Source organism: Virgibacillus carmonensis, assembly GCF_057836705.1.
This window is the reverse complement of the sequence record NZ_JBYQFJ010000002.1, coordinates 150,680-176,664: the sequence shown is the minus strand read 5'-3', so window position 1 is coordinate 176,664 and position 25,985 is coordinate 150,680. Positions and strand designations below refer to the sequence as shown.

Genomic DNA, 25,985 nt, shown 5'->3' with positions numbered 1-25,985 from the left:
TCGAATCATCTTTTATCTGTAAAATAAATGAATGACAAGCCTCCCTGTTGATAACTTTAATACCTGAAATTACCGTATAAAAACTGTAAAATGGATTTATCGGTAACTTTATGGATAAGTTAGTAAAGTTACGTGGAAACGGAGGTTTTAAAATGGCTAATGAAATGATGGAACACATTCTATTAACTCGGCAAAAACTACGCAAAGAAACGGTTAAGACTGTAATGAAACAGTTTGATGGTGAATTACTTGGGTTGGATTTTACAAACCAACAACGAAAATATAAGAAGATGTTGGCGAGCCCATTTCAATTTTACAGGGGAAGCGCTTTTCTATTTTATTATGATGCGACACGAATACCATTTGCTTATCATACAGCTGATGATAAACCAACTTGGCTTCAAGGCGATTTGCACTTTGAGAACTTTGGAGCTTTTAAGAACAAAGAAGGCAATGTTGTTTATAACACAAATGACTTTGATGAAGGTTATCTAGGGTCTTACTTTTATGACGTGTACCGAATGGCGGTAAGTATTGCTTTGTATAGTGAGGAACTAGAGTATGATGAAAAAGATCAGATCAAGTTAGTTAACGTGTATTTACAAGCTTACTATAAGCAGTTGCTCGCTTTTGTTGATCGGGATGAGTTACCAGGTTCGTTAACTTTTCATGAATTAAATACGATAGGTCCTGTCCAAAAAGTATTAAAAGGATTGCCTGAGCGTGAAGTGAATGCTGTTTTGGATGCGGTTACTACTGTTGATAGTGGGGATCGAAAGTTCCAGGAAACGGATGGGCTAGAGCATCTGACTTTTAAGGAATATAATTTGCTTAAAAACTCATGGCCTGACTATGTCGCTTCGATTGATTCTGATAATCGACAAAGAGAAGGTTTTTATAAAATTAAAGATGTCGTGAAAAAACTTGGTGCTGGTACGGGATCAATCGGTCTCCAGCGTTATTATATTTTGATTGATGGGCATGAGAATGGAGATGATGGTGATCTAGTTCTTGAGGCAAAAGAAGCACGGACTCCTGCACCAAATCACTTTTTTCCATACGATGAATTGTTTTCAGATGATATACCTCACCATGGAAAACGAGTTATAACTGCTCAAAAAGCAATGCAGTATTTAGAAGACCCATATCTTGGTTATTTTTCGATTGGTGACCATGACTTTTATGTACGAGAAAATTCTCCATACGATGAAGCCGTTGATCCGAGCGAGTTAATGGTTAATGAAAACATGGAGTCAACTGTGGAAGTGATGGGAAAAGTCACAGCAAAAGCCCATGCACGCGCCGATGAATTTAAATTTGAACATGAGAGCGAAGAAGAAATAATAAAAGCAATCGGTACTGAATACGATGGATTCATTTCACAATTAATTACGGCATCAATAAACTACAAAAAACAAGTGAATGAAGACTATCGCATCTTTTCGGAATGGTGTAATGAAGAATTTGATCTCGAGGCAGAGCATTAGTAGATGAAATACCACAGTGATGATCACTGTGGTATTTTTAAGGAGTAGCCTTTTTGAGAAGAAACGTGGAGTTAATGGAGAATAATAATCTGCAAGGTGGATCAGGTACCAAATTTCTGTTCCTTTAGCTTTGTAATTTCTCTTTCATTGCGGATAATCTTTCCCCATGTATACTCCTGATCAGCTTCAAGGCTGTATAATTTCTGCATGACTTCCTGATGGCGTTGACCATTTTCAGAACGCAACTCATCAGTGCTAGATTTCATTTCAGAACGCAACTCATCAGTGCTGGATTTCATTTCGGAACGCAACACATCATTGTTAGATTTCGTTTCAAAACGCAACCCATCAATGCTAGATTTGAATTCAGAACGTAATTCCTTAATGTTTGTGTCCAATCTTTCATTAGTCTTTGCTACCATTCCTATTAGCTCTGATAACATGTTTTCCATCCGCTGAAATTGTTGTTCACTCAATCTGTTCACCTCCTTGTGTAAAGTATAACTATTTTTAAAAGAGTAGTCTATATTTTATTTGTTTCTAGTTTTGTACACATTTTATATGAAATAAGTTAAACTAACACTGACGATTAATAAGTAAGGAGAAGTTTACATATGATATGGTTTCTTACCAGGGTCTACCCTAAAATAAATCAAACCAATAATTTAAGACTTTTTTTACTAGTTATAGGGGTACTTGTATTTAGCTCGTTTTTTATTCACTTTTTAGAACCTGAAACGTTTCCGAATGCATTTGAAGGATTATGGTGGGTTATGACAACCATAACTACAGTTGGGTATGGGGATGTTTCGCCGACTACAACTGAGGGGAAGATTTTTGCCATGTTTCTTTTTGCAGTAGGTATTGGTCTAATGGGTGTTGTGATTGGAAAGGTAGTAAATTTATTCTCGTTGTATCGAATGTTGAAGGAGGAAGGAAAATTGCCATTTACAAAAAGCGGTCATTATGTATTGTTAGGTTGGGGCGAAAGGACAAAAAGTACGTTGAAAGAATTATTAAACGATGATGAGAAGAGGGAAGTCGTCATTATTGCGGACCTTCCTGAAACGCCTTTTAAACATGACAATGTAACGTTTGTGCAAGGAAACCCTGAAGACAGGGAAGTACTAATTGACGCAAATGTAGCTAAAGCATCTTCCGTACTAGTGTTTTCAGATGATAGGATACAAGATTCTTCTTTAGCAGATGGGAAAAGCCTTCTGATAGCATCTTCGATAGAGAAGCTATCTATTGAGTTAGATGAAAGTATTTATACGATTGTAGAAGTGCAAAAGGAAAAACACATTGATAATTTTAAGCATTCCAAAGTAGACGAGTTTGTTATTTCAGACGAGACATTCTCACGGATTATGGCTAAGGCCTCTCGTTATCATGGGTCAAGTAAGATCTATACATCATTGACCAGTGATTTGGAAGGGGAAAACATCTATCAAATTAATCTAGACCCACAGTGGAACACCTATAAAGATGCATTTCTTTCTTTACTTGAAAAAGGTGCAACACTCCTAGCAGACCGAAATGATTTATCGATTAATAAGCGATTAGATGAACAAATTCCGGCCGATGCAAAATTGTATGTGGTTTGCAGTGTAGACACGTACAATCGGTATTGGAAACAAGCTGAATAGAAAATTATCTATAAAAAAATCCCCGGTATGGACGCTTGAAGGAGTGGCATAGGCGCTGGAGCTAGACAAATAAACGCCAAAACTTATACTTCCTTACAAAGAAAGAAGCGAATCATCACGTATCGTGATGATTCGCTTCTTTCTCTACTTTATTAGCAATTTTACTGGCTATCCAGCGCTTTGCTATATCTTCGTCGATTTCGTACTCTTTTCCTGCACGAAGGATTTCACCGTGATAAGCAGTTTGCACGTTCATTAAAACCTTTTGCATAAAACTCGCCTCCCCAAAATGGGTTCATAGTGTATTTTACCATTTTCCATAAAAAAGCGCAGTCCCCCTTATCCTTTTTGAAAAACTCTTTCGCCTCTACTCCATGTCTCGACAACTTCTATGCTGTTTAATTCGCTGGGCTTCACTTCTTTTGGATGTTCTGACAACAGGATTAAGTCTGCCTGTTGACCAGCTTCCAGTCTTCCTTTTTCATGCTCACGGAATTCAAGTTCTGCAGCGCTTTGTGAATAGCCTTGAAAACTGCGATCGATGGATAGTTTTTCATCTGGTAACCAGCCACCATTTGGATTACCATTCGTATCTGTACGATTAACCGCTGCAAAAATGCCTGTGATGGGCGAAAGTGATCCAATCGGGGTGTCAGAGCTTAACGTAAATGGAATTTCCATTTTATCTATAGTATTCCAAGGGTTACAGAATTTTTCTTGATCTTTTCCTACCCAATTTACTGTTTGATCATATTCATTCATAATAAATCCTGGTTGGGTTTCGATGTATGGCTTTATTTCTTGAAGTCTTTCTAAGAGATCTGGAGCTAAGACCTGCGCATGGATGATTCGATGCCTTAGCTTTTTTGTATCAACTTTTTCTAACGTGTTAAGTGCTTGTTCTACCGTTCTATCACCAATTGCGTGCATGGCTACCTGCATCCCATTTTCATGAGCGGTTTGAACAATTTCATCAAGTTCATCCTCAGAATAGATTAAATTCCCCCTTGTGCTCGGCTTATCATGATAGGCCTGACGCAAAGCAGAAGTGTGTAAGCGCTGTGTTCCATCTAGAAAAATTTTAATCGCGCCTACTTTGACCCGTTCGCTGCCAGCACCAGTACGTTTGTTAGTAGTACGTAAAAAGTGTGTTAAATCATCGATGTTAAAAATATAGTGGTGTAGTCGAACATCGATTTTTAAATGACCATCATTTTCTAAATCAAGGTACGTTTTAAAAAGTCGGTCATAATTGCCGACAAAATTTAAATCATCGGTATGGACAGAGGTAATCCCTTTTTTAAGTAAATGAGGTACAGCGTCTTGTACCGCCTCATAAATTTCATCTTCGTTTTTTTGACGGAAATTAAATTTAATAAAATGAACAGCTGTATCCTTGAAGCGCCCAGTCCAATTTCCATTACGATCTGTTTCGATAAATGTTTCATGGTTTTTTAAAAGAGCAGGCTCTTGCTGTAAAATTTTTAGTGCCTCATGGTTAACAACACATTCATGCCCGTCATCATGAAGGAAGAAAGCTGGCTTATCATACTCCAATTCTTCAAGGTCATCTGCCGTTAGCGGATGGTCGATATCCGTTAGTTGGCTATCGATTAAACCACGCCCAACAACCCAATCGTATTCCTCCATTTTTTCTTCGTTAAATCGATTTGATAGCAGTCTTTTCATCTCTTTAAAAGATGTTACATTACGGAAATCGAGTTCTTTTTTCATCAAACCATAACGCAACAAATGCATATGGGAGTCATTAAAACCGGCGGAAACAACCCGCCTGTCACAATCAACTACATGGGAACCTGTTTCCTTAGTAAGTCCGTTGTTAATAGATTGGATTTTTTCACCATCCATTCCAATGTGAAAAATAGCTTCAGTTGATTCGCTGGCAAATGGTCGGTATAGCCGTACGTTAGTTAAAATTTTCAATGTAAGCACCCTCCAATAAATTGCTTCTAACTATTGTTTACCCGAATAGGAGGGAAGTTAAAATGAGTGGAAAGAAAAGCGTTGACTAGGTGTCAACGCTCAGATTAATTGTTCAATTAGTTTAAATCCATTAGGCCCTATGATAAATGCTTCAGTTCCCGTTAGAGTAAGCTGTTTTTTTCTTATCGGACATTCTTCTGAAAGAATAACCTCTTTAACCTTTTCATGATTCGTTCCAAAGACTTTTTCCACTTTTACTTTTGTTTCTACATCACTATTATTCACAATAAAAATGTAGCGTCTTTCACTATTTGATTTTTCATAGACAATTGTTTGGGTTGCGTCATCTACATACAAGAAACGAAAATCCCCATCATTCCCAACAAGTGGATCTGATTTCCGGAAACGAATAAGCAACTGTAAATAGCGAAACAACTTTTGATCCTGCTTGTCTTCATTCCAAATCATACATGCACGACAACCGGGATCTTGTCCACCGTCCATACCAATCTCATCACCATAATAAATACACGGGGTCCCTGTGAAGGTAAGTTGGAATAAGTACATGAGTTTAACGCGTTCAGGATTTCCTTCAGCAAGTGTTAAAATTCTTGGTGTGTCATGGCTGTCCAATAGGTTAAAAGCAACCTCATTCACATTTTTTGGATACATGTGTTGGACATCGGTAATCGTATTTGTGAAATCGCTCGCCGTCATTGCTTGTTTGCCGAAAAACTCAATTGCGGCATTTGTGAATGGATAGTTCATGACCGCATCGAACTGGTCGCCTTGAAGCCAAGGCATGGAGTCATGCCAAATTTCACCTAAAATGTATGCGTCAGGTTTTGCCTTTTTAACAACTTGCCGGAAGTCACGCCAAAATACATGGTCGACTTCATTTGCCACGTCTAGGCGCCAGCCATCAATATCAAATTCTTTTATCCAATAACACCCAACATCTAATAAATATTTTTTCACCTTAGGGTGCTCGGTGTTTAATTTAGGCATTGATGGGACGAAAGCAAATGCATCGTAATTTGGTGTAGGATCAGCGACTACTGGAAAATCCCATAAGTGAAACCAATCTCTATATTTTGATGCTCCTTGATTTTTCAGGACATCTTGAAAGGGTTCGAAAAAATAACCGCTATGATTGAACACGGCATCAAGCATGACACGAATTCCCCGATCATGGCATTTACGGACAAGTTCACGAAAGGTTTCTTTATTACCAAACTGTGGGTCAATTTCCATGTAATCAATTGTGTCATATTTATGGTTTGAATTTGCCTTGAATATAGGTGTGAAGTAAATGCCATTAATTCCGAGCCTTTCTAAATAATCCAGGTGCTCCATCACCCCTTGAAAATCCCCCCCGAACATATTAGATTGTGACGGGTCAGTACTTCCCCAAGGCAACGTTCCTTCTGGATCATTTGACGCTTCACCGTTTGCGAAGCGTTCCGGAAATATTTGATACCAAACTGTATCTTTCACCCATGATGGGGCTTGAAATACATCTATTTTATTTAGATAAGGAAAACAGAAATAAAAGGCCGTGTCGTCTGGTGGTTCCTGGTGAAAACCTCGTTCGGTATAAAACAGCGTTTCACTAGCATCGGAACACCGAAATCCATAGCGCATACGACGAAATTCTGGTGTGACAGCAACAAACCAAAAGTCATGTAATGCAGTAGAACCTGACTTTTCCATCGTTAATGTCTCGCTTATCCAGTAGCCTTTCTGCCAATTGTACGGATCACCATAAATCAGTGCAACGGAATCTAAATCATCTTTTGTTGTTTGCAAAACGATATGCAAGGTTTCACGATCATACGCATAGGCAAAGTTATTTTTAGGTCTGTGGTAAATGGCTTCTTTAAACAATTAGATACACTCCTTTTGTTCAAACGTTTGTATAGATACGAATGAAATTAATTAAGTAGGATCCATAGGTGTAGAGATTATTATAAATAAGTATAGCAGGAATTCTATAAAATGTAAGCGTTATCGTTGTTATAGATAAAGTATTTAAAAAAGTTTAAATTGTAGTTGAATTTATTCTGAAACAATGTATAATAAAAATAAATCTTTGTGCAAACGTTTTCACAAAATGATGCGCAAAGGAAAACATTGGGAGGTCAAATTAGATGAAGAAATGGCTTGGTACTATTTTTGGCATGATGCTTTTAATAGGATTATTAGTAGCGTGTGGTCCAGAAGAAACAAAACCAGCGGATAGCAGTTCCGATAAAGATGGGGAAAAGACAACAGAAGAAATGCCTGAAAAACCTGAAAAGCTTACAGTTTGGGTGAATGCTGAAGAGAAGCAAGAAGAAGCTGTAAAACAAATTACCGACAAGTACACAGAGGAAACTGGGATCGATGTAGAAATGGTTCCAATTAACATGTTAGACCAGGTTGAGAAGTTGAATGTAGAAGGTCCTGCTGGTAATGGTCCAGACATTATTTTTCAACCACATGATCGTATTGGTGACTTAGTTCTTCGTGGGCTAGTTGCACCAGTCGACTTAGGAAAGACAGAATCAGAATTTACCGATACAGCATTGCAGGCCGTTAAATATGATGGGGATTATTGGGGCTATCCAGCTGTTATCGAGACATATGCCATGTATTATAATAAATCTTTGGTAGATGAAGCACCTGCAACCATGGAGGATTTAATGGCAATTGCGGAGAGTGATACGAAACCAGCGGAAGATAAATTTGGTTTCCTTATGGAAGCTGCGAACTTCTATTTTGTTTATCCATTCTTCTCTGGTAACGGGGCGTACGTTTTTGCAAATGAAGATGGAAATTATGATATTTCTGATATGGGACTTGCTAATGAAGGCGCGATTGAAGGTGGAAAACTTGTTAAATCATGGTTTGATAATGGTTATATTCCGCAAGATTTAACACCTGATATTATGAATGGCTTATTTAAAGAAGGAAAAGTTTCAACTGTTATTAATGGCCCTTGGATGGTCCGTGAATATGGTGATGCATTAGGTGAGGATTTAGCTACTGCTCCACTACCTAAACTAAGCAATGGTGAAGTTCCTAAATCATTTGTAGGGGTGAAATCTTACATGCTTTCTTATTACTCGGAAAATCCTGAGTGGTCACAAGATTTGATGACATTTATTACAAACGAAAAGAATGCGATGACCTATTATGAAGTGGCTGGAGAACTTCCACCGCGTAAAGACTCTTTAGAGAATCCAGTAATTGCAGAAGATCCAATTTACTCAGCGTTTGCTGAACAAACAACTTATGGGGAACCAATGCCAAGTGTACCAGCTATGCAGCAAGTATGGGATCCAATCAACAATGCTTTATCGTTTATCTCAAAAGGAGAACCGGTTGAACCAGTATTAAAAGAGGCCGTAGAAGTTATTGAAAATCAGATAGAAGCATCTGGAGCGGCTAAATAAGAACAAATAATAATGCATGTATGGGAGGTATGATGCCTTCCATATATTGCGTTTTTGATACGGAATTACATAGGGGGTTACGTATGTGAGAGATGAAAAATCAAAACAAAAAACTGGATTAAGACAGCCCCGCAATTTTGCAACTCTTTTATCTATCATCGTTCCTGGGTTAGGGCAATTATATAACCAGAGAATTTTTAAAGGAATTTTGTTTCTGGTTATAACGACATCCTTTTTAGTTACCACGTGGCATTACATTGATATTGGAATTTGGGGATTGTTTACACTTGGTACGATTCCTCGTGAACATCATTCGATTCAGCTTTTGATTCAAGGATTGATTTCGCTGATTGTGCTCGCATTTGGTGTTGCCATTTATATTTCTACTATTAAAGATGCACGACGCGACGCAATTGCTCGGGAGGAAGGGAGGCCAAAACCATCGTTACTCAGTGGAATCACTAGCTTCTATGATCGTGGTTTTCCATATTTCATGATTCTTCCCGGATTAATGATGCTACTTTTCGTTGTAGTCTTACCTTTATTATTTATGGTTAGTTTAGCCTTCACGAATTATAACCAGTATAATGCACCACCGCGCAAACTATTGGATTGGGTCGGGATTGACAATTTTGCGGCACTTTTTGATGTAGGGATATGGCAAGATACTTTTCTAAATGTCTTTACTTGGACGATTGTATGGACAATCGTTGCAACAACTTTGCAAATTGTACTAGGGTTGTTTTTAGCACTACTTGTAAACGATAAACGAATCAAATTTAAACGGACATTACGAACCGTATTGATTTTACCTTGGGCAGTTCCTGCATTTGTATCTATCTTAATCTTTTCAGCGTTATTTAATCCAACGTTTGGTGCGATAAACCGTGATATTTTAAGTCAATTTAATATTATGATTCCATGGCTGTCCGATCCCTTTTGGGCGAAAACGGCGCTCATCATGATTCAAACGTGGCTCGGCTTCCCATTTGTATTCGCGTTGTTTACTGGCGTTCTGCAAAGTGTCCCAGCGGATATGTATGAGGCAGCAGACGTCGACGGAGGCACTCGCTTTCAAAAATTACGATTTATCACATTACCACACGTGCTGTTTGCCACCGCACCGCTTTTGATCATGCAGTACGCAGGAAACTTTAATAATTTTAATATTATTTATCTATTTAATGAAGGCGGCCCAGCTGTTCGAGGACAAAATGCTGGCGGTACCGATATTTTAATTTCATGGGTTTATAAGCTGACATTTGAAACGAACAATTACAATATGGCTGCTGCAATTACGATTATAATGGGATTAATTATTTCGATCTTTGCCTTTTTCCAATTTAGAAAAACAGCAGCATTTAAAGAGGAGGGACGTTACTAATGGCGATGCATTCCAAAACAAAGTCTAAAATCGAAGTAACGTTCATTTATCTGTTTTTCTTAGTGATGTTTGTTGTCATTGGTTATCCGTTATTTTGGGCGTTGATGATGAGTGTTAATCCTGGTTCAAATATGCTTGTGACAAATCTTTTTCCGGACAATCCAACATTTGAACATTATATTTGGTTGTTCACGGATCCAGGTAGTGATTATGTGACCTGGTATAAGAACAGTCTATATGTCGCGGTAGTTAACTCAGTTTTATCTGTCGTTATTACATCGCTGATTGCCTATGCCTTTTCACGATACAAATTTTTTGGACGCAAATATGGACTGTATTTGTTCTTATTATTACAAATGTTTCCGGCCTTAATGGGAATGGTAGCTCTTTACATTTTGCTAAATACAATCGGATTAACGGATTCGTTATATGGTTTAATGTTGATTTACATTGGTGGCCAAATACCGTTTAATGCGTGGCTCGTAAAAGGATACCTTGATACGATTCCAAAAGAATTGGATGAGGCAGCCAAAATTGATGGGGCAGGTCATTTGAAAATTTTCTGGACGATCATACTGCCGCTTGCTAAGCCAATATTGGCAGTTGTTGCATTGTTTAACTTCATGGCACCATTTATGGACTTCTTGTTACCACGAATCGTATTAACAAGTCCGGAAAACTATACACTAGCACTTGGGCTATACAATTTTATCAATGATCAATTTTCAACTAACTTCACACGATTTGCAGCTGGGTCCATCTTAATTGCGATTCCAATTGCACTTGTATTCTTATTGTTACAACGTTATTTGATTTCCGGATTAACGAGTGGTGCAACGAAAGGTTAAGTTTTACTGCACGTAAGGAAGCATGAAAATTTTGAGGAATTAAGTATAAGAAAAACTTCGGCATTCGCTAATAAAGAAGAGGCGAATGCCGAGCTATTCTAAAAACGACAGGAGGAACATCAATGCTTGAAGATACAAGTTTTGCTATACATCCAGATCATGATAAACAATCAAATGCAGCTGCATTTCGAGATATTGGTCACGTAGTAGATTATCAGAAAAATGATGCCTACTATACGTTTATTTGTGAAAACGGACACGTAGTTATCCAATTTTTCACACCATCAATTGCACGAATTGTCATGAATCCAACTACGGCACCGTTATTAGATAGATCCAAAGCAGTCGTTGCAAAACCTGAGCTTGTACATATTGAGGAAATAATCAGCGAAGAAATGACAACGTTGAAAACCAATCAACTTAAACTTGAAATAAAACTAGCACCGTTTCGTGTGACTGTTTATGATGCAAAAGGAACTGTTCTTCTTGATGAAGGGGAACGTGGAATGGGGCATAAAGTGTCTGGTGAAGTGATTGCTCACAAAAAAATGGATCAGGTAGATCGGTTTTATGGATTTGGAGAAAAATCAGGTTTTTTGAATAAACGCGGTGAAAAATATACGATGTGGAACACAGACGTGTATGCACCACATAACCCGGAAACTGATCCGTTGTATGAGTCTATTCCATATTTCATGACACTTCGTGAAGGACGCGCACATGGGGTATTTTTTGACAATACATTCCGTACTGTTTTTGATATGAAATCTGCTGAAGATACATACGCATTTATGGCAGAAGGCGGACAGCTTGACTACTATATGATGGCAGGACCGAGCCCGAAATCTGTATTGACACAATACACGCATTTAACGGGTAGGATGCCAATACCACCTAAGTGGGCACTGGGTTATCATCAGTCAAGATACAGTTACGAGTCAGAGGCGGAAGTTCGTGAACTTGCGGGAAATTTTGTAGCGCGTGATATTCCGGTTGATGTGATTCATTTGGATATTCATTATATGAACGGCTACCGCGTGTTCACGTTTGATCAGGAAAAGTTTCCAAATCCTAAGAAAATGATTGCAGATTTACGTGCGATGGGAATTCGCATTGTTCCGATTGTTGACCCAGGTGTAAAAAAAGATAGTGAGTATCAAGCTTATCAAGAGGGTGTTCGTGGCGACCATTTTTGTAAGTATATCGAAGGCGAAATATATTTTGGTGATGTCTGGCCTGGTTCGAGTGCGTTTCCTGATTTCACGGATGAAAAGGTCCGCAAATGGTGGGGAAAAAAGCACGCTTTTTATACCGATTTGGGGATTGAAGGTATATGGAATGACATGAATGAACCAGCTGTATTTAACGAAACAAAAACGATGGATCAAGCGGTTATGCACCGGAATGATGGCGAGCCAACAACACATCGCGAGCTTCATAATGTTTATGGACTTCTAATGGGAGAAGCTACTTATGAAGGGATGAAAGAACAACTTCATGGAAATCGTCCATTTTTGTTAACGCGTGCAGGGTATGCTGGTGTTCAACGCTATGCATCTGTTTGGACGGGGGATAACCGAAGTTTCTGGGAGCATCTTCAAATGTCCTTGCCGATGTGTATGAACCTTGGATTATCAGGTGTGCCATTCACCGGACCAGATGTTGGTGGATTTGCCCATGACACAAATGCTGAATTATTGGTACGCTGGATGCAGGTTGGTGCATTCACACCATATTTCCGTAATCATTCGGCGATTGGTACGCATTATCAGGAACCTTGGCAATTTGGCTCTGATAACGAAGCAATTATGAAAAAATATATCCAAATGCGCTATGAATGGATGCCACAATTGTATTCATTGTTTTACCAGGCAAGTGTCACTGGACTTCCTGTGATGCGTCCATTGTTGATGGAGTTTCCAAGAGATGAGAAAACATATAATTTGAACGATCAATTTATGATAGGTGATAATATAATAATTGCACCAATTCTGGCTCCAAGTGTGACCGACAGGGCTGTATATTTGCCAGCAGGTGAGTGGATTGATTTTTCTAATGGAACGGCTTACAGCGGAATAAAAACTCATTTAGTGCATGCAGAATTAGAAGAGCTTCCGATTTTTGTGAAAAAAGGAACAGCTCTTATGCAATCGGAGTGGACATCTAATGCTGATAAAAAGTCGCAAAAGGTCTGGATGGATATTTTTGCAGGAACAGACGATGAAAAATATGTTTTTACGTATTATGATGATGACGGGGAAACATTTGCGTATGAAAAAGGATTATATGTAAAGCTTGAAATGGAAATTGTTTCTGAAAAAGATGCTGTCCGTGTAACGATTTTGAACCAACAGGGTGACTTTGTGCCAGTTTATAGTACAATTGGATTACGAGTACACGGACTTGCTGATGGTCAGAAGGTATTTTTAAATGGTAAGGAAACTCGAGACAAAGCAACCATATCTTTTGTATAGGAAAGTATAGATTTGGAACGCTGTGTACAACTGTGGTACATAAACAGCCACGTCCAGCTCCAGCGCCCATTGCCTAGTGCCCCCTTCAGGCGCCTCCTTACGATAAGTCAAGTTCATCTAATCTCATACGGTGCCTTCCAGGTCATACGGCAATAAACGGGCGCTTGTGCTTTTGTTTTAAAATAAATTAAAAATAGTAGAGGGTGGAACGAATGAGTGTAACGATAAAAGATGTAGCAAAAGCAACAGGTGTGTCTCCCTCTACTGTATCTAGAGTGATTGCGGATAATCCGAGAATTAGCATCGAAACAAAAAAACGTGTACGAAAAGCGATGAAGAGCCTAGGGTACCATCCCAATGTCAATGCACGAAATCTCGTGGGAAAATCTACGAAAACGATTGGCGTCATTATGCCATCTTCTGCAGATAAAGCATTGCAAAATCCGTTCTTTCCTGAAATTCTGCGAGGAATTAGTTCCCATATTCACGACATGCGGTATTCTTTATTTTTATCAACTGGTGAAACAGAGCATGAAATATTTGAAGAAGTGCAACGAATGGTATACGGGAGCTATGTCGATGGGGTTATCCTGTTGTATTCACGCGCGAATGACAGGTTGATGCATTTTTTGCGTGATCATGAATTTCCATTTGTAATTGTTGGGAAGCCGTATGAATATATGAACGAAATAACTCATGTCGACAATGATAACGTTGCAGCAGGTAAAGAAATCACAGAGCACCTCATCCAATTAGGACATGAAAAAATTGCATACATCGGTGGTTCCAAGGAATTATTTGTAACCTCTGATCGGGAATCAGGCTATGAATCAGCTATGCTGGCAGCAGGATTAGAAGCTCCAATGAACTACAGGTTTCATGCAGAGTTTCTGAAATCTGGTGGACGAGAAGCGGTCGAACATTTATTTTCACTTGATACCCCGCCAACAGGGCTTGTCATCAGTGATGATCTGATAAGTTTTGGTGTGCTAAGTATGCTGGAGGAATTTGGACTTTCTGTACCAGAGGATATTTCCCTAGTCAGCTTTAATAATGTCTATTTATCGGAAATTATCAGGCCAGCACTTACTACGGTCGATGTCAAAATTCATACCCTTGGTGTTCAATCGGCCAAGGCATTAATCGAAAAAACAAGGAATAAAACTGAACCAGCAAAACGTATCATGATCCCACATACGATTGTTTTTCGGGATTCGGCAAGTAATCGAAAAAATGTGGAAAGGAAGCCTTAACAATAGGCATCCTTTTTTTATCGGAAAATGTTTAGGTATTGTCACAAATAGTACAAAACGCAAAAGCATCCACCCCAAATAATTGAATATAATTATCGTTATCAATTACACTAGAGATAAACGATTGCGCTTTTCTTATTTGGAGGGAACGGTAATGAGTAAAATTCTAATGCTTTATGCGAGTGTAACTGGTAATACAGAAGAAGTAGCTGTAGCTATCGCAGAGATGCTACAAAATTATAATCATGAAATTACCATGAAAACATTTGATATGGATGCAATAGATGTAGAGGAATTTAACAAGTATGATGCAGTTTTAGTAGGAACGTACTCGTGGGATGATGGCGCGATGCCATATGAAGTCGAGGATTTTTATGATGAATTAGAAGATGCTGATCTAACTGGTAAGTTGGTAGGTGTCTTTGGTTCCGGTGATACGTTCTATGCGACATTTGGCGGTGCAATTGATTTATTGGGGGAACGCTTTGTAGAACTTGGTGCAGATGTTATGCCAGACTGGATTAAAGTTGACTTGGAACCTGACGAAAAGGACTTTGAACGATGTCAAAAGTTTGCGGAAGATTTGAGTGTGAAACTTGAAAGTATGACAGAGTAACTGGGGTAGTTATTAGTTTAAGGGAGGTACGAAAATGACAGTTGCAATTCAAAAAATCATGTTACATAAGTTGAAAATGCGATTAAAATTTCCATTTCAGACCAGCTTTGGCACAGTCCAGGACAAACCATTTTATATCATTGAAGCAGTTGATGCAGAAGGAAACAGAGGCTTTGGTGAATCGGTTGCATTCCCCAGTCCTTGGTACACGGAGGAAACGACAGTAACAAATGAACATATTATGAAAGATTTCCTCATTCCATTACTCCAAAACAATCCAATCCATCACCCCAATGATGTTACGGATATTTTTAAACCAATTAAACGAAATAACATGGCTAAAGCTGCAATTGAGGGCGCGATTTGGGATTTGTATGCAAAGCAAGCCGGGCAAACATTAGCCGAAGCTCTTGGAGGAGTGAAGTCTGAGATTGATGTTGGGGTCAGTCTTGGGATACAGCCTGCAATTGACGAGTTGCTCAAGGATATCGACTACCATGTGAAACAAGGATATAAACGAATCAAATTAAAAATAAAACCGGGTCAGGACATTGAAGTACTTCGCGAAGTACGAAAGCATTTTCCGGATACTCCAATCATGGCAGATGCAAATTCCGCCTACACACTAAATGACATAGCTCATTTAAAAAAGTTTGATGAATTGGATTTAATGATGATTGAACAACCACTTGCTCACGATGATATTGTTGACCATGCGAAATTACAAAGGGAAATCCAAACACCAATTTGTCTGGATGAAAGCATCCATTCTTATGATGATGCGCGTCATGCGATTGAACTGGGAAGCTGTAAAATTATCAATCTGAAAATTGGACGAGTCGGAGGTTTGACCGAAGCAAAGCGGATTCATGACCTTTGTCAGGAAAAAAATATACCAATCTGGTGTGGTGGTATGCTAGAAGCTGGGGTCGGCCGCGCACATAATATTGCCCTGACGACTTTATCGAATTTTAGCATGCCGGGTGATACTGCAGGTTCTTCAAGGTATTGGGAAAAAGATATTATCAAGCCAGAAGTGGTTGTTGATGATGGAACAATTTCTGTATCCCGCAAACCTGGGATTGGGTATGAAATTGATTGGGATGCGTTGGAAGCAAACAGTGTTGGGCGATGGGAATATGAGGTGTAGCAGGGAAGCGAGCTAAAAAAGTGTAGGCAGTTTTTAGTGGAATGCTGATGAATTAAATAGATTTCCTGATGAAACGGGTAAAAACCCGACAAAATTGCAAATTCCCTGATAAGCCAAGTGAAATCCTGATAAATCCAATAAAAACCTGATAACTGTATTTTGGTCAATGATGACATGGGGGGCAAAATTTGTTGTATAATATAGCATATGTTAAATGAAGGGTAGTGGCCAAATGATAGTTAAACCGCAAGACAAATCAATATACATTTCACAGCTCTAGGCATTGAACGGAAGAGCGGGCCCTTACATAAACAAAAACAATTAATCCAAGATACTCTGATTAAAGAGCTAAGCGGTATAAAAGGACAAAATACACTAAATTTTTACCTGATGATGAATATCTTATCCTACACAATCTTCGTCTACAAGATACCAACAAATATTCCCACGCTCCATCAGATATTAATATCATGGAGAAGTTTAAAATAAGTAAAAATGAGCTTATTGTGAAAGAAATTCTGTTGAACAGCTGCATGCCGACCGGTAGTAAGAAGGGGCATAGATATAAAATACTGATAAAAGATGGAAACTTCCCGATAAGACAATGAAGTTCCTGATAAATAAGTAGAATCCTGATCACTATACTAAAATTCTGATAAATAGGTAAAATTTCCTGATAAACCCAGCCTCTCGTTCTTTTAACTCGATCCGCACAAAAAAAGACCTTGACGCTCAAGTAGTCCGTCAAGGTAAAAATTATCCAATCATGTGGTGAATGAGATTCGGGGAGGGAAAACCATTCACCTGTAATTAATTTTTGCTTAACTCCACTATAAAGGTATTTCACTATAGAAGTCTATACCAATAAAGTCACAAAAAACTTGGGAAACATTGTAAAACTATGTCAAAAGATGCGGGTATTTTGTATTATTTTACATCTTTTCTAGAAGGATTTAAAGCTTTAAAAAAGGGTGGAAGAGCTTGTGAACAAAGATAAAACATTCTTGTCATTAGTAACAAAACATAAATGGATCGTGTGGTTAACGATTCTGCTGATTACGATCATTTGGGGGTATGCATGGGTGCTTATGAAGCTATCACTCAATTATATGGGTCCCTTTACGTTTTCTGCATTCAGATTTGCTGTCGGTTCGCTAACGTTACTGATGATTGTATGGATTTCGAAAATGGGCGTCCCACCTAAGGCAATGTGGAGGCACTTAATCATATTAGGTGTACTGCAAACGTCTGTCGTTTTTTTGCTCGTCATGTATGGTTTACGATTTGTTGACGCTGGAAAGTCGTCCGTTCTCTTGTATTCTATGCCATTATGGAGCAGTCTTTTTGCCGCGAAATACCTTGGTGAAAAAATTACACCTGCAAAATTAACTGGACTGTTGATTGGTATGCTCGGACTTTTAACGATACTAGGTTGGGATATTTGGATTGGCCAGAATATCAACATTATAATTGGCGAATCACTTATTATCCTGGCAGCGATTTCGTGGGGAATAGCAAATGTTTATTTCCGATTAAATCTGCAGGATATGCCTAAATTACAGTCCTCAGCCTACCAAATGCTATTCGGTACGATCGGAATTATTGCAGCAACACTTTTTATGGAATGGGGTCAACCAATCAGTCTACATGCAACTAGCATTTATTATATTTTATTTACTGGCGTTTTCGCTTCTGCACTATGTTTCACTGTGTGGTTCTACATTCTTAGTATTATTGATATGGTAACTGCAACGTTAGCAACTTTACTTGTTCCAATTTTTGGCCTGTTGTTTAGTCGATTAATTTTAGGTGAAACATTTACCCTTGGTATCACGATGGGATCAGCGTTGATTATAATTGGGATTATTGTTGCACAACTGAAAAAGAGAAATAGTCCTCGTTCGTAATTGAAGCGAAGGCTTTTTTTGTTGGCATTGACATAAAATTTTAAATTAATAATTGTTTATTGACATATAGTTATATAGAATAAAGAATAACCGCTACAAAAATGGTTAATTAAGGATGAAGATGTATGGGATTTGTTATAGGAATTGATGGTGGGGGTACGAAAACAGAGGCTTTGCTGGCTGATGAGAACGGTATTATTTTAGCTAGTTCGTTTGGCGGTCCGACGAATCCAAATACAGTAACAACAGAAAGGCTCTATCAAACATTGGAAGCACTCGTACATGATCTGCGCCAGCAGGCTTCTGACGTATTCACGAATGTAACACAATTATTTGCAGGGATATCGGGTACTGGTGAAAAGACGAATCAAGAAAAAATTAAGCGGATTCTAACGGAAATATTACCGAATAACACTTTAATAGAAGTATACCCAGATTCAATAAATGCACTTTATTCAGGAACGTTTGGTGAGCCAGGCATTGTTCAGATATCTGGTACAGGATCAATCACATATGGAATTAATAATCAGTTAATCCATGACAGAGTTGGGGGATGGGGATATTTATTTGGTGATGAAGGCAGCGGTTATGACCTCGGTAAACAAGGGATAATTGCAGTGCTTAAAGCTTTCGATGGACGTGGCAAGGATACAATTTTAATGGAAATGCTATATGACTTTTTTCAAGTGAAGAATGGACAGGAACTAATTCATGAAATCTACGCTTCCCCAATGCCTAAGGATAAAATTGCACCTATTAGCCAGATTGTCTTTAAAGCGTATAAACTCCAGGACTCTGTTGCACAAGACATTATTGAAAGTGTAGTAGATGAATTAAAGTCTAGTATAGTAACGTTGTATAAGAAGCTTTTTGAGAGTAAAGAAAGTGTTCAGCTCGTTCTTTGTGGTGGTGTTTTTTCTGATAAAAACATACTTCCCGCATTGATTGAAAAAGAACTGAAACAGTATAACGCCAAATTTTCCATTGTTATCCCGGAGTTTCCCCCAGTTGGTGGATCATTATTAGGTGCGTATCTATCCATGAATACGTGTATAGATAAAAAAATGATCGAAACGATAAAACATGGATATAAGAAAATAAATAGGAAGAGTAGGTGATTTTTGTGTCTCACATTAAAGGGGGATTAGTCATTCTGAAAGAAATGGTAAATAGTTTACCTCCATCAGAGGAAAAAATTGCAAACTATATACTAAATAATCCAGAAGAATCAATCCATTTAACTGCCATGGCTCTGGGTGAAAAGAGCAAGACCAGCAGCGCTGCAGTAATCCGGTTATGCAAATCACTGGGCTTTGGCGGATTCCAGGAATTAAAGATTCGAGTTACAGGTGATCTGCAGGATCAAGCAGTGAAAGGGTACCGCGATATCCAGCCTAATGAACCATATAAAGACATCATAGAAAAAGTCACCTCAAATACGATACAGACGTTAAAGGAAACAGTTGATATCATGAATGTTGAAAACTTAAAAAAGGCTGTTACTGCATTAACAAATGCAACGTCTATTTTATTTATCGGATTTGGCGCTTCCCATATTGCTGCAAAGGATGCTGAACAAAAATTTCAGCGGATTGATAAACAAGCCCAGGCATCATCAGATGTGCATATGGCAGCAACATCTATTGCAAATAAAGGCCCTGAAGATGTGGTTGTTGGTATTTCATTCTCGGGAGAAACTTCTGAAGCAGTTAAATTATTGGAACTTGCCAAACATAAAGAAGTTCAAACGATAAGCATAACTAAATATGGAAATACACCACTTACTAACTTTGCGGATATAAAGTTATATACATCAGCAGCCAGAGAAGCTACCTTCAGAAGTGGTGCAACATCCTCACGTATTGCGCAACTTCACATTATTGATATTTTATTTATGTGTTTAGCATCTGAAGAATATGATGAAACCGTAAGATATCTGGACGAAACAAGAGAAGCGATCTCATTTTTTAGAGGAGATTCTTCAAAGACCAAAAAGATATAATTGGTTCACTTTGTTAACGGTGAAATATTATTACTAAAATCATAACGACTTATTGACAAAAAAAATCAACAAGGCTATAATATAGCCAACTTCACAAGATTGAGATTATTTTAAAAAGTACTTTGAAAGCGCTTTACAAACAATTAAGTTAATCTTAAGGAGATACTTAGCCAATGAAATTATCTGCTTTAACAACAGAACAACGAAATGAAAATAGTATGGTACTTGATCAACTATCAACGATGGATATTTTAAAAACAATTAACCAGGAAGATAAAAAGGTTGCAGAAGCTGTTGCGGATGTTTTACCAAAAGTCGAACTATCGATTGAACGGATTTGTAAAGCGTTGTCAAAAGGTGGGAGACTATTTTACGTTGGTGCAGGAACAAGTGGACGACTTGGGGTTATTGATGCATCTGAATGTCCTCCTACATTTATGACCGACCCGGAAATGGTGCAGACCGTTATGGCAGGTGGAATGGACGCATTTGTAAATGCAGTCGAGGGATCTGAAGATGATGAACGTCAAGGGGCAGCAGATCTAAAAGCGAGAAACCTTACCAAACAGGATGTGGTAATTGGAATTACAGCAAGTGGACGAACGCCCTATCCAATAGGAGCTTTGAAATTGGCACGTGAAGCTGGTGCATATACGGTTGGATTATCGTGTAATGAAAATTCATTGATAAGCAATTATGCCGACTGTGAAATTGAAGTGGTTGTTGGTCCGGAAATTTTGACTGGCTCAACTAGAATGAAAGCCGCTACCGCGCATAAAATGATCCTTAATATGATTAGCACAACCACAATGGTGAAGCTAGGAAAAGTCTATGAAAACCTGATGGTTGATGTTCATGCGAGTAATTATAAATTGCTAGAAAGAGCAAAGCATACAATTATGGAAGTTACCAAAGTTACATATGAAGAAGCAGAACAAGTCCTTACATTGACAAATAAGGAAGTTAAGCCGGCAATTGTTATGCTAGAAGGTGGCGTAACATACGACGAAGCCAAAAATGCCATTGAGCAAAGTAATGGTTATGTAAGAAAAGCGATTGACTATTTGAATAAGAATCAATCCTAATTTTGGAAGTGACATTAATAGTTTCATTAACTATTAGTGTGTTTCATATAATTATAGTAAATCAAAGGGGGAGAACAACTTGAAAAGACTATTTAAGGGTCCTGGATTGTTGGTGATTATGGCCATTTTCATGCTTGCTTTTGTTGTTGGTTGTAACAACGAAGAAGATGGCGGAAGTGAGTCAGAGGGTAATGGTAGCAGTGATGGAGAAATTTCAGGCAAACTTGAAATACAGTATTTTGTTGGTGGATATGGGGATGCCTGGTGGAAGGAAGTAATCGCAGGCTATAAAGAGAAGTATCCTGATGTTGAGGTTGTTGAACATGCTGGACCAAATATAAATGAAGAAATGAAAACACGTTGGATCTCAGGAAATCCACCTGATGTGGTTTACATTGATGGTGCAGGTTCAAGTGAAACACAAATGGTAGAAGACGAACAATTAATGGATCTTACCGAATGGGTTGAAACGATTGAGCTTGAGGATGGTACAGCACTAATGGACAGTTTCATAGTGCCACCAAGTGATTATGATGGAAAAATCTTCAGTTTACCACTTGTATTCGATACATGGGGAACATGGTATGACAAAAAGATGTTTGAAGAAGGCGGCTATGAAGTTCCTACCGACTTTGACAGCTGGATGACTTCAATGGGGAAAATCCAAGATGAAGAAGATATTGCTCCATTTACGACAACTGGTCAGTATCCTTATTATTTCTTAAGAGGTGTATTGTACCCTGCATTTGCATCAGTTGGTGGGGATGAATTATTAGCTTCCGTTATCAATGGTGAAGAAGGTGCATGGACAAGTGAACCTGTTGTGGAAGTGATGAAAAAGGTTCAAGAAATGCAAGAAGCAGGATATATTGACCCTGGTTTTGCAGCACTTAGCCATACACAGTCACAAATGAACTTTATTCTTGGCAAAAATGCTTATATTCCGGTAGGTTTCTGGTTACCGAATGAGATGGCAAAGGATGTTCCAGATGACTTTGAATTTGGATTCATTCCTTCACCAATGAACGAGGCTGGAGAACCTATGGTAGTTGTTCCAGATTTACGTCCTTTAGCAATCGCTAAAGATGCTAAAAATCCTGAAGCAGCAAAAGCATTTGTTGAATTTGCTTATCAAAAAGAATATGCTTCCAAATTTGCTGAGTTAACTGGAGCCTTGATGAATATGAAAGGCGTAGATATCGCAAGCAATGAAAATGTACCTGCTTATTTGAAAGATGCAAACGAAATGATCAATGATCCAGAACAAGTATCTATTCACCATAAGCCACATCCAATGAGTGCTGATCTAGAAACACCGATTAGTGATGCGCTAGTTGCGTTAATGCTTGGGGAAATTGATGCTGAAGAATTCTGTAAGCGAGCAGAAGCAGCGTCTGCGGATTATCGAGGTTAATAAGAAGTTAATAAGAATTAAATTGTTTAGCTAGAAATCAGGGATGTAAAGGCAGGTTCCTGCCTTTACATCTTTTTCTATCAATCTATTTTTAAAAAGGGAAGAAGGGACCCGAATGGTTCAGTCAAAAGGTAAAAAAGTTAGGTTTCTCTTGTTCTGTTTGCTCCCAACCTTGCTAGTATTTGGGATATTTACGATTTATCCTTTACTTAATGGTCTTTATTTATCTTTCTTTGAATGGTCAGGAGCTGGGGGAGAGAAAGAATTTATCGGTTTTGAGAATTACATGACGTTATTTAGCGATCCGATCATACCTAAAGCAATATGGCATGATTATTTTTTAGTTTTTGCCAAGGTATTCGGAATTATGGTTTTGGCTACATATTTTGCAGTTGCACTTACGCAGCTGAGGCTTAAAGAATCTCCTTTTTACCGCATTATTTTCTTTTTCCCAAACATCATGTCTGTTGTTGTGATAGGTATATTATGGACATTCATCTTTAATCCTGATTTGGGTTTAATCAACTCAGGACTAAGGGCTATCGGGTTAGAAAGTTGGACGAGGCCATGGTTAGGAGACCTTGATTGGGCGTTACCTGCACTTGTGCTTCCATCTGTTTGGGCAGGAATTGGACTATTTATGCTTTTACTGATGGGTGGAATCGCAAATATTCCTAAGAGTATGTATGAAGCTGCAGACATTGATGGTGCTAGTAACTGGCAACAGTTTTGGCGAATTACCGTTCCACTCGTTTGGCCACAAATCAAGACATCGATTTTATATATTGTTATTACAACATTAAATGGATCCTTTATTATCGTGCAAATTATGACAAGAGGTGGCCCAAACAATGCCACGCAAGTAATGGGTTCATACCTTTACCAGGAAGCATTTACGGAATATAATTTCGGTTACGGAGCTACGATTGGTGTAATGATTTTAATCTTGTCATTGGCTACGGTACTGGTACTACAATTCTTGTTAAGAAGAGATAAGGTTGAATATTAGGGGGGAAAACATGGCTCAAAGAATTAGTAGACTATTAATGAAAACCGTTATTCGTATTCCATTAATAGTATGGTCGTTAGTCGTTCTGTACCCAATTTTGTGGATGTTCATGGGAGCGTTTAAATCAAATGGGGAAATTTTTGCATCCCCATGGGCATTGCCTGAAACGTTCAACTTTGGGAACTTTGTTACAGCATGGACGGATTATAATATCGGGTCCAGTTTTGTGAACAGTTTTTTTGTAACTGTTCTCGGTACTGCGTTGTGTCTGGTATTTGCTATACCGACTTCATATGCAATTGAGCGAATCAAATTTCGTTCTAGCAAAATCTTGTTTAATACGTATTTATCTGCAATGATGATTCCGATGGTATTAGGGTGGATTCCATTGTTTTTCCTCCTATTAAAATTTAATATGCTAGATAACTTATGGGCTTTGTCACTTGTTTATGCAGTAACGCAAATTCCTTTTAGCATATTTATTTTGACAAGCTTTATGAGCAGCATTCCGAAAGAATTGGAGGAAGCGGCAGCAATTGATGGTATGTCCCAATATGGCATCCTGTTAAAAGTTGTCACGCCATTGTTAACGACTGGGATAATTACGGTATCAATTATGAATGCAGTTACGTTCTGGAATGAGTATTTTATGGCGTTAATTTTCCTGCAAACAGATGGAAACTATACGCTCGGATTAGCAATGGATTTAATGAACAGAGAAGCGCAGTACACGAACGCCTGGGGTGCTTTGTTTGCCGGCCTATCTATCGCGATTATCCCGGTAATGATTATCTACGCAATTTTCCAACGCTGGATTGTTAAAGGAATGATGGAAGGTGCATTGAAAGGGTAATTTATATACTAGAAAAAAACCTTGACCATACAATGAAATGGTCAAGGTTTTTCAATGGTTCTATATTTTAATACAATAAATATTCTTCTCTAACTAGTTTAAACTCATCTAAGTTTCCTTGCCATTGTTCCTTCATGGATTCCACTGAGTCCCCGTTTTTAATTGCTTCACGGATCCAGCCATTTCCGATTAAGTTATCGAAAAATGATACACCTGAACTGTTTTCTGCGCGAAAAGCGAAATCTTCAGGATATAAATCATGGATAGTTTTCACGATGTGTAATCCCGCTTCAACAGGATGGTATTCATCTTTGTCCTTCACATGAATTTGTATGCCATGGCTTAACGTTCCGCTATGTTTCGAAAACGCTGGCGTGAATGATGCTGCACGGAATGCCACTCCAGGTAGATTTAAGTCATTTAAAGTTGTTGCTAGTTCTGTGCTGTTAATGAATGGTGCACCAATTAATTCGAACGGCTTTGTCGTACCACGCCCTTCTGAAACATTTGTCCCTTCAATCAATGCAGCACCAGGGTAGACCATTGCTGTTTCAAATGTTGGCATGTTTGGTGACGGCATTACAAACTCAAGTGGCGTGTCATCGTAGTACATCTTCCGCTTCCAGCCATCCATTTCCACAACTGTTAAATCTGCCCCAATGTTAAATTCAGTATTAAAGAATTTTGCTAATTCCCCAACTGTCATACCATGACGTAATGGAATGGGATATTTTCCAACAAATGATGCATAATCTGGGTCTAGAACAGGACCTTCAACTTTTTCACCGCTCAACGGGTTAGGCCGATCTAACACGATAAATGGAATATTGTTTTCTTGAGCAGCTTCCATCGCATAGGCCATTGTGTAGATATACGTGTAAAATCTTGTGCCTACATCTTGAATATCAAATACTAGTACATCAACGTCTTCTAGCATTTCAGGTGTTGGTTTACGAGTTTCTCCGTATAAACTGTATACAGGTAAACCAGTATTTTCATCAATATAGTAATCTACATATTCACCAGCTTGTGCACTGCCACGAACGCCGTGTTCCGGACCATACAATGCTGTTAAGTTTATATCCGGATCATTGTGCAGGAGATCGACAATACTGTTTAATTCCTTGTCAACTCCAGTCGGATTAGTGATTAATCCAACACGTTGGCCTTCGAGTAAATCCTTTTGTTCATCTAGTAATACTTCAACTCCTAATTGGAATTTTTTCTGGTGTCCTTTGTGTTTGCCATTATTGTCTGCGGAAACCCCTGACATAGTGGTCATTACTAAAATAGAAACTAACATTACCATGATTAATTTTTTCACGATACATTCCCCTCTCATTTATCGAACTTATAAAATTGGTACGCTATTGATAACTGAGGTACAGGATCAGCTACGTCCAGCTCCAGCGCCCATTGCCTAGTGCCCTTCCGACATCTCCTTGCGATAAGTCAACATCGGTTGTTAGAAGG

Annotated in this window: 21 protein-coding genes; 16 read left to right on the top strand and 5 right to left on the bottom strand. The window is 38.4% G+C overall.

What is annotated here, in order from left to right:
- Positions 1–152 precede the first annotated feature (152 nt).
- Positions 153–1,487, top strand: a complete 1,335-nt coding sequence (locus tag AC3G7N_RS02155; protein WP_489420492.1) for a DUF2252 domain-containing protein — start codon at positions 153–155, stop codon at positions 1,485–1,487.
- A 101-nt stretch (positions 1,488–1,588) separates the two neighbouring features.
- On the opposite strand, the gene AC3G7N_RS02150 is transcribed toward AC3G7N_RS02155, so the two are convergent.
- Entirely contained in the window at positions 1,589–1,963 is a 375-nt protein-coding gene (locus tag AC3G7N_RS02150; RefSeq protein ID WP_489420491.1) for a hypothetical protein, read from the bottom strand.
- 138 nt (positions 1,964–2,101) lie between these two features.
- On the opposite strand from AC3G7N_RS02150, the gene AC3G7N_RS02145 reads away from it, so the two are divergent.
- Positions 2,102–3,136, top strand: a complete 1,035-nt coding sequence (locus AC3G7N_RS02145) for a potassium channel family protein (protein ID WP_489420490.1) — start codon at positions 2,102–2,104, stop codon at positions 3,134–3,136.
- 115 nt (positions 3,137–3,251) lie between these two features.
- Here the strand turns inward: AC3G7N_RS02145 and AC3G7N_RS02140 are convergent, their stop codons facing one another.
- From AC3G7N_RS02140 to AC3G7N_RS02130, 3 genes are all read right to left on the bottom strand, one after another.
- Positions 3,252–3,407, bottom strand: a complete 156-nt coding sequence (locus AC3G7N_RS02140; protein ID WP_489420489.1) for a hypothetical protein — start codon at positions 3,405–3,407, stop codon at positions 3,252–3,254.
- 68 nt (positions 3,408–3,475) lie between these two features.
- A complete protein-coding gene (locus AC3G7N_RS02135) occupies positions 3,476–5,080 on the bottom strand; it encodes an amidohydrolase (protein WP_489420488.1) in 1,605 nt (534 codons plus the stop codon).
- Positions 5,081–5,179: 99 nt separating this feature from the next.
- Positions 5,180–6,967 carry a glycoside hydrolase family 13 protein gene (locus AC3G7N_RS02130; RefSeq protein ID WP_489420487.1) on the bottom strand — a complete coding sequence of 596 codons (1,788 nt, stop codon included), beginning with the start codon at positions 6,965–6,967 and terminating at the stop codon, positions 5,180–5,182.
- A gap of 263 nt (positions 6,968–7,230) precedes the next feature.
- Here AC3G7N_RS02130 and AC3G7N_RS02125 point away from each other — a divergent pair, with 263 nt between their 5' ends.
- The 14 genes from AC3G7N_RS02125 (at position 7,231) to AC3G7N_RS02060 (ending at position 24,512) form a co-directional block, all read left to right on the top strand.
- Positions 7,231–8,517 (top strand): sugar ABC transporter substrate-binding protein, encoded by a 1,287-nt coding sequence (locus AC3G7N_RS02125; RefSeq protein WP_489420486.1) that lies wholly within the window; start codon positions 7,231–7,233, stop codon positions 8,515–8,517.
- A gap of 85 nt (positions 8,518–8,602) precedes the next feature.
- Positions 8,603–9,901 carry a carbohydrate ABC transporter permease gene (locus AC3G7N_RS02120; RefSeq protein ID WP_489420485.1) on the top strand — a complete coding sequence of 433 codons (1,299 nt, stop codon included), beginning with the start codon at positions 8,603–8,605 and terminating at the stop codon, positions 9,899–9,901.
- A 5-nt stretch (positions 9,902–9,906) separates the two neighbouring features.
- Entirely contained in the window at positions 9,907–10,749 is an 843-nt protein-coding gene (locus AC3G7N_RS02115) for a sugar ABC transporter permease (RefSeq protein WP_489420590.1), read from the top strand.
- Positions 10,750–10,871: 122 nt separating this feature from the next.
- Positions 10,872–13,223, top strand: coding sequence for a glycoside hydrolase family 31 protein (locus AC3G7N_RS02110; protein WP_489420484.1), 2,352 nt, complete (start codon positions 10,872–10,874; stop codon positions 13,221–13,223).
- A 212-nt stretch (positions 13,224–13,435) separates the two neighbouring features.
- Positions 13,436–14,476 carry a LacI family DNA-binding transcriptional regulator gene (locus AC3G7N_RS02105; RefSeq protein ID WP_489420483.1) on the top strand — a complete coding sequence of 347 codons (1,041 nt, stop codon included), beginning with the start codon at positions 13,436–13,438 and terminating at the stop codon, positions 14,474–14,476.
- 154 nt (positions 14,477–14,630) lie between these two features.
- On the top strand, positions 14,631–15,092 hold the full coding sequence (locus tag AC3G7N_RS02100; RefSeq protein WP_489420482.1) for a flavodoxin: 462 nt from the start codon (positions 14,631–14,633) through the stop codon (positions 15,090–15,092).
- Positions 15,093–15,126: 34 nt separating this feature from the next.
- A complete protein-coding gene (gene menC, locus AC3G7N_RS02095; RefSeq protein WP_489420481.1) occupies positions 15,127–16,242 on the top strand; it encodes an o-succinylbenzoate synthase in 1,116 nt (371 codons plus the stop codon).
- A 983-nt stretch (positions 16,243–17,225) separates the two neighbouring features.
- The gene (locus tag AC3G7N_RS02090; protein WP_489420480.1) at positions 17,226–18,149 is read left to right on the top strand and encodes a DMT family transporter; all 924 of its coding nucleotides are present in this window, start codon (positions 17,226–17,228) and stop codon (positions 18,147–18,149) included.
- A gap of 125 nt (positions 18,150–18,274) precedes the next feature.
- Positions 18,275–19,267, top strand: a complete 993-nt coding sequence (locus tag AC3G7N_RS02085) for an N-acetylglucosamine kinase (protein WP_489420479.1) — start codon at positions 18,275–18,277, stop codon at positions 19,265–19,267.
- Between the two features lie 5 nt (positions 19,268–19,272).
- The gene (locus AC3G7N_RS02080; RefSeq protein ID WP_489420478.1) at positions 19,273–20,151 is read left to right on the top strand and encodes a MurR/RpiR family transcriptional regulator; all 879 of its coding nucleotides are present in this window, start codon (positions 19,273–19,275) and stop codon (positions 20,149–20,151) included.
- Positions 20,152–20,324: 173 nt separating this feature from the next.
- Positions 20,325–21,236: an N-acetylmuramic acid 6-phosphate etherase gene (gene murQ, locus AC3G7N_RS02075; RefSeq protein WP_489420477.1), complete on the top strand. Its 912-nt coding sequence runs from the start codon at positions 20,325–20,327 to the stop codon at positions 21,234–21,236.
- Positions 21,237–21,315: 79 nt separating this feature from the next.
- Positions 21,316–22,650, top strand: a complete 1,335-nt coding sequence (locus AC3G7N_RS02070; RefSeq protein WP_489420476.1) for an ABC transporter substrate-binding protein — start codon at positions 21,316–21,318, stop codon at positions 22,648–22,650.
- A gap of 115 nt (positions 22,651–22,765) precedes the next feature.
- Positions 22,766–23,659: a carbohydrate ABC transporter permease gene (locus AC3G7N_RS02065; protein ID WP_489420475.1), complete on the top strand. Its 894-nt coding sequence runs from the start codon at positions 22,766–22,768 to the stop codon at positions 23,657–23,659.
- Between the two features lie 10 nt (positions 23,660–23,669).
- Positions 23,670–24,512: a carbohydrate ABC transporter permease gene (locus tag AC3G7N_RS02060; RefSeq protein ID WP_489420474.1), complete on the top strand. Its 843-nt coding sequence runs from the start codon at positions 23,670–23,672 to the stop codon at positions 24,510–24,512.
- A gap of 67 nt (positions 24,513–24,579) precedes the next feature.
- Here AC3G7N_RS02060 and AC3G7N_RS02055 read toward each other — a convergent pair whose 3' ends face one another.
- Complete coding sequence (locus tag AC3G7N_RS02055) at positions 24,580–25,785, bottom strand: exo-beta-N-acetylmuramidase NamZ family protein (RefSeq protein ID WP_489420589.1); 1,206 nt, start codon at positions 25,783–25,785, stop codon at positions 24,580–24,582.
- Positions 25,786–25,985: the final 200 nt, after the last annotated feature.